This window comes from Devosia sp. (assembly GCF_028290645.1).
GTDB lineage: Bacteria > Pseudomonadota > Alphaproteobacteria > Rhizobiales > Devosiaceae > Devosia_A.
In genome coordinates this window covers 1-9,478 of sequence record NZ_JAQGJL010000281.1, presented here as the reverse complement: position 1 = coordinate 9,478, position 9,478 = coordinate 1, and the positions used below count along the sequence as shown (strand labels likewise).

The 9,478-nt window shown below is 66.1% G+C and carries 10 protein-coding genes; 4 read left to right on the top strand and 6 right to left on the bottom strand.

Features of this window, described 5'->3' with window-relative positions; all coding sequences use genetic code 11:
• Positions 1-210 precede the first annotated feature (210 nt).
• On the bottom strand, positions 211-420 hold the full coding sequence (locus tag JWQ89_RS15170; protein ID WP_299642336.1) for a DUF1737 domain-containing protein: 210 nt from the start codon (positions 418-420) through the stop codon (positions 211-213).
• Positions 421-494: 74 nt separating this feature from the next.
• Between JWQ89_RS15170 and JWQ89_RS15165 the strand changes: the two genes are divergently transcribed.
• Positions 495-1,133, top strand: coding sequence for a carbonic anhydrase (locus tag JWQ89_RS15165; RefSeq protein WP_299642335.1), 639 nt, complete (start codon positions 495-497; stop codon positions 1,131-1,133).
• Positions 1,134-1,342: 209 nt separating this feature from the next.
• Here the strand turns inward: JWQ89_RS15165 and JWQ89_RS15160 are convergent, their stop codons facing one another.
• The 3 genes from JWQ89_RS15160 to JWQ89_RS15150 all read right to left on the bottom strand — a co-directional run bounded on the left by JWQ89_RS15160 (position 1,343) and on the right by JWQ89_RS15150 (position 3,849).
• Complete coding sequence (locus JWQ89_RS15160; RefSeq protein ID WP_299642334.1) at positions 1,343-1,789, bottom strand: GNAT family N-acetyltransferase; 447 nt, start codon at positions 1,787-1,789, stop codon at positions 1,343-1,345.
• Positions 1,786-2,661, bottom strand: coding sequence for an EamA family transporter (locus tag JWQ89_RS15155; protein WP_299642333.1), 876 nt, complete (start codon positions 2,659-2,661; stop codon positions 1,786-1,788). The genes JWQ89_RS15160 and JWQ89_RS15155 overlap by 4 nt, the downstream gene beginning before the upstream one ends.
• A 147-nt stretch (positions 2,662-2,808) precedes the next feature.
• On the bottom strand, positions 2,809-3,849 hold the full coding sequence (locus JWQ89_RS15150; RefSeq protein WP_299642331.1) for an aspartate-semialdehyde dehydrogenase: 1,041 nt from the start codon (positions 3,847-3,849) through the stop codon (positions 2,809-2,811).
• A gap of 438 nt (positions 3,850-4,287) precedes the next feature.
• On the opposite strand from JWQ89_RS15150, the gene JWQ89_RS15145 reads away from it, so the two are divergent.
• A complete protein-coding gene (locus tag JWQ89_RS15145; protein WP_299642330.1) occupies positions 4,288-5,478 on the top strand; it encodes an NAD(P)/FAD-dependent oxidoreductase in 1,191 nt (396 codons plus the stop codon).
• A 382-nt stretch (positions 5,479-5,860) separates the two neighbouring features.
• Here the strand turns inward: JWQ89_RS15145 and JWQ89_RS15140 are convergent, their stop codons facing one another.
• Positions 5,861-6,535, bottom strand: a complete 675-nt coding sequence (locus JWQ89_RS15140; protein ID WP_299642328.1) for an outer membrane beta-barrel protein — start codon at positions 6,533-6,535, stop codon at positions 5,861-5,863.
• Between the two features lie 419 nt (positions 6,536-6,954).
• On the opposite strand from JWQ89_RS15140, the gene JWQ89_RS15135 reads away from it, so the two are divergent.
• Complete coding sequence (locus JWQ89_RS15135; protein WP_299642327.1) at positions 6,955-7,968, top strand: Gfo/Idh/MocA family oxidoreductase; 1,014 nt, start codon at positions 6,955-6,957, stop codon at positions 7,966-7,968.
• Positions 7,969-8,165: 197 nt separating this feature from the next.
• Here JWQ89_RS15135 and JWQ89_RS15130 read toward each other — a convergent pair whose 3' ends face one another.
• Entirely contained in the window at positions 8,166-8,639 is a 474-nt protein-coding gene (locus JWQ89_RS15130; protein ID WP_299642325.1) for a TetR/AcrR family transcriptional regulator, read from the bottom strand.
• An 85-nt stretch (positions 8,640-8,724) separates the two neighbouring features.
• Between JWQ89_RS15130 and JWQ89_RS15125 the strand changes: the two genes are divergently transcribed.
• Positions 8,725-9,478 (top strand): NAD-dependent epimerase/dehydratase family protein (locus JWQ89_RS15125; RefSeq protein WP_299642323.1); only part of this gene is annotated, 754 nt, incomplete at its 3' end.

Genomic DNA, 9,478 nt, shown 5'->3' with positions numbered 1-9,478 from the left:
CCGGTGCACAGTGGCAACATGACGATGGAAGCGTCTCCCTCCCCCTTGCGGGGAGGGGACAGGGGTGGGGGTTAGCCCGGGCACAAAGGCCCAACGCCACACGCCACCCCGCGCACCCTCGCCAATGAAAGCGTCCCCCTCCCCCTTGCGGGGAGGGGACAGGGGTGGGGGTCGGCCCGGCACAACGCCAGCGGCTAAGCCCCCAACCCCCTACACGTAATCCACCAGCTTCTTTTCCGGATCATATGGCTGGTCCGACACCACCTTGGTGACCGCCTGCCCGCATTTCATCTTCTTGTTCATCGCGTCATAGGCATAGCTGGCGGACCCGTGCAGCACCCAGCCCTGGCTCAGCGCCTTGGTCACCTTGTGGCAGAATTCGGAATCGTCCTCCCCCGAGAGGAACCGGTAAATCAGCATTCATTACTCCTTTGGCTCGCCCTCTTTGCCCCGGGCGATTGAAATTGCGTCCACGAACCGCTAATCGCTGCGGTATGGATGGGTTTCCAGCATTTTTGCTCGACGGCTACAAGTCGTTCATGTCCGACCGCTACGACCCGGAACAGGGCCGCTATCGGGAATTGGCCGATCGGGGGCAGTCCCCGACCACCATGATCATCGCCTGCTGCGACAGCCGCGCCGCCCCCGAGACCATCTTCAGCGCCGGTCCGGGCGAACTGTTCGTGCTCCGCAACGTCGCCAACCTCGTTCCCACCTTCCAGCCCGACGGCGGCCAGCACGGCACCTCGGCGGCCATCGAATTCGCCGTCAACGCGCTCGAAATCAGCAATATCGTGGTGATGGGCCACGGCCGCTGCGGCGGCATCAAGGCGGCTCTCGCCCCCGATACCGGCCCCCTCGCCCAGGGCGACTTCATCGGCAAGTGGATGAGCATGCTCGCTCCGGTCTCCGCCGCGGTGTCGAAATACACCCTCCTCACCGACCGCGAGCGCCAGACCATGCTCGAGCGCTTCTCGATCCGCAACTCGATCAACAACCTGCGCACCTTCCCCTACGTCAAGCGCCTCGAGGACGAAGGCAAGCTCGCCATCCACGGCGCCTGGTTCGACATCTCGACCGGCGAACTCTGGGTGATGAACCGGGACGGCGATTTTTATCGCCCGGAAGTCTAAGGCAAGCACGCTACCGCCGGCGAAGGCTGACCCCCACCCCTGTCCCCTCCCCCTAAACAAGGGGAGGGAGACGCTAACCGCGATGCCCATGAGAGCGTCTCCCTCCCCAGTAGGGGGAGGGGACAGGGGTGGGGGTCCACAGCCACCGGCACTTCAGTCGCGCTGCACAGCCACCGCAACCTCAGCCGCGCCGCACACCCACAGGCGCCTCAGCCGTCCCCCCGCTCCCACCGATACAGAATATCCGGCGCCTTCGCCTCATTGCTCGCCCCGTCGGTGAACTCCACCGCCGCGAACCCCTGCTTCTCGTAGAACGCCCGCCCCCGCAGGTTGTCGGCAAAGCACCACAGCTGCAGCTCGTGGTTGCGCGACTTGGCATCCGCCATCAGCGCCGACCCCACCCCCGTCCGCAGCTGCGTCGCACCGGCATAGAAATGCTCGATCCACCCCTCGAGCTCGGCCATGAAGCCGACGATCCGCCCGTCCCGCACCGCCACCGTCACGCGAAAATCGCGCAGCACCTTGTCGCGGACATAGACCCGGTCCTCCTCGACCGTATGAAGGTCGGGCAGGAACGTCAGCAATCGCCGCGACGCCGCGAACAGCGCCGCGATCTCCGCCGCATCCGCCTCCGTCGCGAGCCGCAGCGTGATCATGCGACGACCCGCGCCCACACCCGGGGCCCGAACACGTTGAGCAGCAGCCCTACGAACACCAGCGCACTACCAACAATCTCCAGCCCCGAGATCGTCTCCCCCAGTAGCAGCGCCGCACTGCCGATTCCGGCAATCGGCACGAGCAGCGAGAACGGCGCCACCACCCCCGCCGGATAGCGGCTCAGCAGATAGCTCCAGCACCCATAGCCGAACAGCGTCGCGGCATAGGCGATGAACAGCAGCGACCCGCCCCCCACCCAGGTGAGGTTCGCGAACGCCGCCGGGATCGCCCCCGGCCCCTCGAACAGCAGCGACAGCCCGAGCAGCGGGATCGGCGGCACCAGCGCCGACCACACCACGAACCCCAGCATGTCGACCTTCCCGGCCTTCTTGGTGAAGATGTTGCCCACCCCCCAGAAAAACGCCGCCACAATGGTCATCAGCAGCGGCACCAGCGCCGCCGCCTGCAGCCGCTCGATCCCGATCACCGCAATCCCGCCGAACGCCACCACCGCCCCCAGCCACTGCACCGGCCCCGGCCGCTCCGCGAGGAACAGCACCGCCAGCCCCATGGTGAAGAACACCTGCAGCTGCATCACCAGCGACGACAGTCCCGCCGGCATCCCCAGCTTGATCGCCGTGAACATCAGCCCGAACTGCAGCACGCCGATGGCAAACCCATAGCCCACCAGCATCGGCCAGCTCACCGCCGGCCGCCGCACGAAGAACACCGCCGGCACCGCCGCGAGCAGATACCGCAACGCCGTCATCAACAACGGCGCCACCTCATCCACCCCCCACCTGATGGCCACGAAATTGAGGCCCCAGACGGTGACGACAAGCAATGTCAGGATCAGGTCGCGGGGGGACATGGGAGCGAGCTTCCGAACGTGGCGCGCAAACCGAAACTGTCAGTCGGGGCCTTCTCCCCTTGTGGGAGAAGGTGGCCGAAGGCCGGATGAGGGTCCGCGATGCAAGGCATCGCCGACCGGAGCGGCAGCGACGGGCGACCCCGCCCCCTAAGCCGCCTTCAACTCCACCAGCCGCCGCTCGATCAGCGTCTCGAGGATCTGCACCGTATTCAGCGCCGCCCCCTTCCGGAGGTTATCGCTCACCACCCAGATCGAGAGCCCGTTCTCCACCGTCACATCCTCGCGGATGCGGCTCACATACGTGTCGTACTCGCCCGCCGCCTCGACCGGCGTCGCGTACCCACCCGGCTCGCGCTTGTCGATCACCGAGATCCCCGGCGCCTCGCGCAGGATATCGCGCGCCTCGTCCGGCGAGATCGGATTGACGAACTCGATGTTCACCGCCTCCGAGTGCCCCACGAACACCGGCACCCGTACGCAGGTGGCGCTGAGCTTGATCTTGGGATCGAGGATCTTCTTGGTCTCGACCACCATCTTCCACTCTTCCTTGGTCGAGCCGTCTTCCATGAACACGTCGATTTGCGGGATGACGTTGAAGGCGATCTGCTTGGGGAACTTGTGCGCGTCCGGCTTGTCGTTGACGAAAATCCCCTTGGTCTGCGCCCAGAGCTCGTCGACGCCTTCCTTGCCGGCGCCGGAGACCGATTGATAGGTCGCCACCACCACCCGCCTGATCGTCGCGAAATCGTGCAGCGGCTTCAGCGCCACCACCAGCTGCGCCGTCGAGCAGTTCGGGTTGGCAATGATGTTCTTCCGATCCGCCCGCGCCATATAGGCGTCGAGCACATGCGCGTTGACCTCAGGCACGATCAGCGGCACGTCGCCGTGATAACGCCAGAAGCTCGAATTATCGACCACGATGCAGCCGGTGCGCCCGATCTTCTCGCCATATTCCTTGGCCACCGACGAGCCCGCGCTCATCAGCGCGAAATCCACCCCGGAAAAATCGAAATTCTCGAGGTTCTGCACCTTCAGCCGCTTGTCGCCGAAGCTGATCTCCTGGCCCTGGCTGCGCGCCGAGGCGAGTGCGATCACCTCGGAGACCGGAAACTTCCTCTCGGCAAGGATGTTGAGCATTTCCCGGCCCACATTGCCTGTGGCCCCGACGACGGCGACGCGATAACCCATTGGAACTTCCTCTTTGCCTTCATTCCCCCGCGCTGGACCTTCGGTCCGCGGCACACGGCATCCCGCCGCTCCCCGGCGGGAGAGGCCCGGGGATCGGCTCAGGGGGTTTTGGTGGTTTTGCTCGCCGCGACGACGAACCCGCGCAGACCTATGGTCCCCGCTTTCGTCCTCGTCATGTGGTGGGTCTTGCGCATCCCGCAACCCGATCCTTCTCGTCCGGCGCCGGGTTTTCTACGCCGAACTGGCAAATAGTCAATTATCTTGGATGAACCCCGCCGTCGCCCCCCCGCGTCCCCTCGCCCCTCAGGGGAGAGGGCAAGCGCAGCTTGCGAGCGCGAGCGAGCTAGCGCAGCTAGGGTGAGGGGTGCAGCCTCTCGGCCCGAGCACTCCCTCCGCCCCGCCCTATGCCTGCCGCAAGACTCCGTGTATCCCCCACCCATGCAACACCACGACGTCATCATCCTCGGCGCCGGCGCCGCCGGCCTCATGGCCGGCATCGAGGCCGGCAAGCGCGGCCGCAAGGTGCTGGTCATCGACCACGCCAAGACCGCCGGCGAAAAGATCCGCATCTCGGGCGGCGGCCGCTGCAACTTCACCAACATCAACGCCACGGTGAAAGCCGGCCGCGACCGCTTCCTCTCAAAGAACCCGCGCTACGCGCTCTCCGCCCTCTCGCGCTACACCCCGGGCCACTTCATCGCGCTGGTCGATTCCTACGCCATCCCGTTCCACGAAAAGACCCTAGGCCAGCTGTTCTGCGACGGCTCGAGCCAGCAGATCATCAACCTGCTGCTGAGCGAATTGAAGAAGGCCGGCGGCACCCTGCTGCTCGACACCGAGGTCGACAGCGTCAGCCATGCCGACGGCAACTTCACCGTCATGACCCATGACGAGACGCTGATTTCCAAATCCCTGATCGTCGCCACCGGCGGCAAGTCGATCCCCAAGATGGGCGCCACCGGCCTCGCCTATCAGCTCGCCACCCAGTTCGGCCTCAAGGTCACCGAGACGCGCCCCGCCCTCGTCCCCCTGACCTTCGAGCCTCGCATCCTCGAGCGCCTCGCGCCCCTGAGCGGCATCGCCGTCGACACCCGCATCACCGCCAACCGGAAGAGCTTCGACGAAGCCATGCTCTTCACCCATCGCGGCCTCAGCGGCCCCGCCATCCTCCAGGTCTCGAGCTACTGGCGCGAAGGCGACGCCATCACCATCGACCTCTTCCCCAATGGCGACCTCACCGACATCCTCCGCCGCGCCCGCAGCGACACCCCCAAGCTGGCGCTGCAGACCGTGCTTAGCAACCACCTCGCCAAGCGCCTCGCCCAGATGCTGGCCGAAGAGATCGGCATCACCACCATGATGGGCGACATGAGCGACAAGAGTTTTCAAAAGATCGAGGACGCCCTTCGCCGCTGGACCATCAAGCCAACCGGCTCCGAAGGCTACCGCACCGCCGAAGTCACCCTCGGCGGCATCGACACCGACGGCCTCGACTCGACCACCATGGCCGCCCGCACCGTCCCAAACCTCTACTTCATCGGCGAAGCCGTCGACGTCACCGGCTGGCTCGGCGGCTACAACTTCCAATGGGCCTGGTCCAGCGGCTGGGCCGCCGGCCAGGTCGCCTAGCGCTCCCCACCGTCCAACGCATACCGACCCCACCCTGTCCCTCCCCTAAGAATGGGGAGGGAGACCCTCCCACTGGCGTCAGCGATTTCGTCTCCCTCCCCCTACTTCAGGGGGAGGGGACAGGGGTGGGGGGTCCCCAGCCACCAGCGCCTATGACTGCCCAGCCGAGGCCCCTCCGCCGTCCGCCTTCTCCCCTTGAGGGAGAAGGTGCCCGAAGGGCGGATGAGGGGTATCGCAACCGAAGGTTGCGCGCTCGGAGCGAAGCGACGGGCGCCCCCCACAACCAAAGCCCAAGGGTCTCCCTCCCCTGTTCAGGGGGAGGGGACGGGGGTGGGGGTCCCCAGCCACCGGCGTCAGCGAGGAACACGCCGACGAGGTCTCGTCAGAAGTGGAAGTTCGCGCCCACCGTAAGCGTGCGGAACGCGTAGCCGAGGTCTGCCGTGGCCTGGGTCAAGTCCGGTGCCGTGATCGTGTAGGGCTCGTCGCCGAGCGCGTGATAGAGGTACTCGCCGCGCAGCGAGACATTCTCGGTAACCATCAGTTCCGCGCCGAGCCCGGCGACCCACCCGCTATGCGTGGCGCCAACGTCGTCGGTGATGCCCGGGGACGCATTCCAGATGCTGACGCTAGCTCCCGCCGTCTCAATGCCGGCGGTGCCGTAGAGCAGCGCGCTGTCGAGCGTGACGCCGGCACGACCGCGCAGCGAAGCCATCCAGTCGACCCGGTAGTGCGTTCCGCTGGCTCCCGAATCAAACTCCACGCCGATATCGGCCCAGGACACGTCGCCCTCGACGCCGAGCACGAAGTTCCCGGCCTCGAAATTGTAGCCGGCCTGCAGCCCTGCGAGCCAGCCGCTGGCGGTGGCGGTGGTGCTTGTGAACGTGTCGGTCATCGAGATCTCACCGGTCCCCATGCCGCCATGGACGCCGGCATAAAACCCTGACCAATCCGTCGCCGCATCCGCAGCCCCGGGCGTCCCGATGGTGAGATCCGCCGCAAACCCGGTTGTCGGCACGGCAAGCATCGCCGCAGTGGTGATCAGTGCAATCCTGTTCAAAGTCTTGTCCCCAAGCAAGCGGCGACAACCCCTTGGCGTCCGGAACCGGTTGCTTCAAGCGGGGTGGATAGCTGCTTCGGAGCCCTCCGCACACCCCGGATTCCCCAATAACCCCAATAGGTTCTCGTCACGGAAAGTTAACCCCCGTCCACCCGCAGTCGTCCCCCTCCCCCTTCTCAAGGGGAAGGTCAGGGGTGGGGTCCACAGCCACCAGCCAACGTTCGGAGGATGCCGAGCGTGCAGTTCGTTCATTTCCCGTTCATCCGCAAGGCAATCCAGCGGCCGCCCGGATCGGCTCGCGGCGCCGGCCGCACGAATTTCCCATTCATGTGCCGTTCATCTCCGGGGCAAACTCGCGGAAGTCTTATGGCAGCGCCGCTGCCCATCCGCTAACACTGGGCAACTCGAGGGAGAGAAAAATGGCTCAAAAGAAAGTCCGGTGGGGCATCCTTTCCACCGCCAATATCGGCCTCAAAAAGGTCACCCCGGCGATCATGAAGTCGCCGCTCAGCGAGGTCGTCGCCGTCGCTTCCCGCGACGTCGGCAAGGCCGAGGCCTACATCGCCGAGCTCGGCCTCACCGGCAAGGCCACGGCCCATGGCAGCTACGAGGCCCTCTTCGCCGACCCCAATGTCGACGCCATCTACAACCCGCTCCCCAACCACCTCCACGTCCCCATGACCCTCGCCGCCGCCAGGGCCGGCAAGCATGTGCTCTGCGAAAAACCCATTGCGCTCAATGCCAAGGAAGCCGAGCAGCTGCGCCAGATCCCGCCCGGCATCGTCTTCTACGAAGCCTTCATGGTGCGCTTCCACCCGCAATGGCACCGCGCCCGCGAGATCGTCCGTTCCGGCGAACTCGGTGAGCTCCGCGCCATCCGCGGCGTCTTCACCTATTTCCTCACCGACCCCACCAATGTCCGCAACCAGGCCGATATCGGCGGCGGCGGCATCTACGACATCGGCTGCTACCCGGTGACCGGCGCCCGCTTCCTGTTCGGTTCCGAGCCCACCCGCGCCGTCTCGCTGGTCGATCGCGACCCCGATATGAAAACCGACCGCCTCGCCTCGGTCATCCTCGATTTCGGCGGCGGCCGGCAGGCGAGCTTCACCTGCTCCACCCAGGCGGTCGGCCACCAGTCGCTCGAGCTGATCGGCACCAAGGGCCGCATCGAGCTGGTCATCCCCTTCAACGCCCCGGAAGACAAGGCCACCGCGCTGCTCGTCGACCCCGGCTACTCCCCCGACGGGCACCTCAGCCGCCGCGAGATCATCCCGCCCTGCGACCAGTACACCGAGCAGGCCAACGCCTTCTGCCGCGCCATTCTCGACAACCAGCCCCTCGAATGGGGCGTCGAAGACGCCATCCTCAGCATGAAAGTCCTCGACGCCATCTTCGCCAGCGAAAAAACCGCAGGCTGGGCCAAGGTCTGAAGAGCCGCGATCCCTCCTCATCTCCCCCCTTGCGGGGGAGAAAGCGATTTCTTGGGCTTAGCGTCTTCGCAAAGCCTTAGAAATCGCAAGAGAGGGGAAGGACCGGGCTCGCTCTATCGGCTGGACGAGGCCTCCACCCCCACCACCCGCTCCACCAGGAGCCGTATCGCCGCGCCCACATCCGCCCCCGGCCTGGCCTAGCGAAAAATCCCGTACGCCCCGCCACTGACCACCTCGGCCAGCGCCTCCGCGTCCCCGATCCCCGCCGCGCGCAGCTCCCGCACCACCGCCGCGTCGCCCTCCGCCTCCGCCACCTGCACCTGCGGCCCGCTCATCCGGTCGTGCTCGTCATAGAGCTCGCCGGCATGCGCCGAGCCCGCCATGAATTCCGTGAGCGCCGCATATTTTGCCGACAGCGCCGCCGCGATCCGCAACGCCACCGGGCCCTCGCCCGCCAGCGCTGCCATGAACCGCCCGTGCAGCTCCACCAGCAGCTCGGTGACGATCGCCTCGAACACCGCCGACTTATCCCCGTAGTATTTGTAGAGCGTAGGCTTGGCCACCCGGGCCTCCGCCGCAATCGCCTCCATGGTGGTCGCCCGCAACCCCTGTTTGAGGATAAGGAACCGCGCCGCCCGTAAGATCTCCCCCCGCTTGTCGCTCTCCGCCAACGTTGCTCCTCCCGACACCTGTGTATGATTGAACGAACTGAACGCAATACATACATATCGTTCAATTTTACCGGAGACTCAAGCCATGGCCACCTTGACCGACCGCGTCCTTCTCACCGGCATTTCCGGTTTTCTCGGCGGCCACGTGGCGCTGGAACTGCTCCGGCAGGGCTATGCTGTCCGCGGCTCGGTCCGCAGCCTCGACAAGGCCGACAAGGTGCGCAACACCCTCGCCGCCCACGGCGCCGACCTCTCCCTGGTGGAGATCGTCGCCCTCGACCTCCTCTCCGACGACGGCTGGGACGAAGCCGTCGCCGGATGCCGCTATGTCCAGCACGTCGCCTCCCCCTTCGTCGTCGAAATGCCCAAGGACAAGAACGACTTGATCCGCCCCGCCGTCGAAGGCACCCGCCGCGCCGTCACCACGGCGCTCAGCTCCGGCGTCGAGCGCGTCGTCCTCACCTCCTCGATCGCCGCCATCGTCTACGGCCACACCGACTACTCGAAAACCTTCACCACCGCCGACTGGACCGACCCCGACAACCCGAAGGTCACCGCCTATCCCGAGTCGAAACTGCGCGCCGAGCGCGAGGCCTGGCGCATCGCCGAGGGTGACGATGCCCGCCGGCGGCTTGCCACCATCAATCCCGGCGGCATTTTCGGCCCGCTGCTCGACGAAGATCCCGGCACTTCCGGCGCGCTGATCCTCCGCCTCCTCAACGGCTCGGTCCCCGCCGCCCCGAAGATGAGCTTCTCGATCGTCGACGTCCGCGACGTTGCCGCCGCCCAGGTCGCCGCCATGACCGCGCCTGAAGCCGGCGGCCGGCGCCATATCCTCT

Excerpts from the sequence above, each read along its gene's own strand:
- JWQ89_RS15145 (WP_299642330.1), top strand. The coding sequence starts at position 4,288 with ATGCAACACCACGACGTCATCATCCTCGGCGCCGGCGCCGCCGGCCTC.
- JWQ89_RS15170 (WP_299642336.1), bottom strand. The coding sequence starts at position 420 with ATGCTGATTTACCGGTTCCTCTCGGGGGAGGACGATTCCGAATTCTGC.
- JWQ89_RS15135 (WP_299642327.1), top strand. The coding sequence starts at position 6,955 with ATGGCTCAAAAGAAAGTCCGGTGGGGCATCCTTTCCACCGCCAATATC.
- JWQ89_RS15160 (WP_299642334.1), bottom strand. The coding sequence starts at position 1,789 with ATGATCACGCTGCGGCTCGCGACGGAGGCGGATGCGGCGGAGATCGCG.
- JWQ89_RS15155 (WP_299642333.1), bottom strand. The coding sequence starts at position 2,661 with ATGTCCCCCCGCGACCTGATCCTGACATTGCTTGTCGTCACCGTCTGG.
- JWQ89_RS15165 (WP_299642335.1), top strand. The coding sequence starts at position 495 with ATGGATGGGTTTCCAGCATTTTTGCTCGACGGCTACAAGTCGTTCATG.
- JWQ89_RS15150 (WP_299642331.1), bottom strand. The coding sequence starts at position 3,849 with ATGGGTTATCGCGTCGCCGTCGTCGGGGCCACAGGCAATGTGGGCCGG.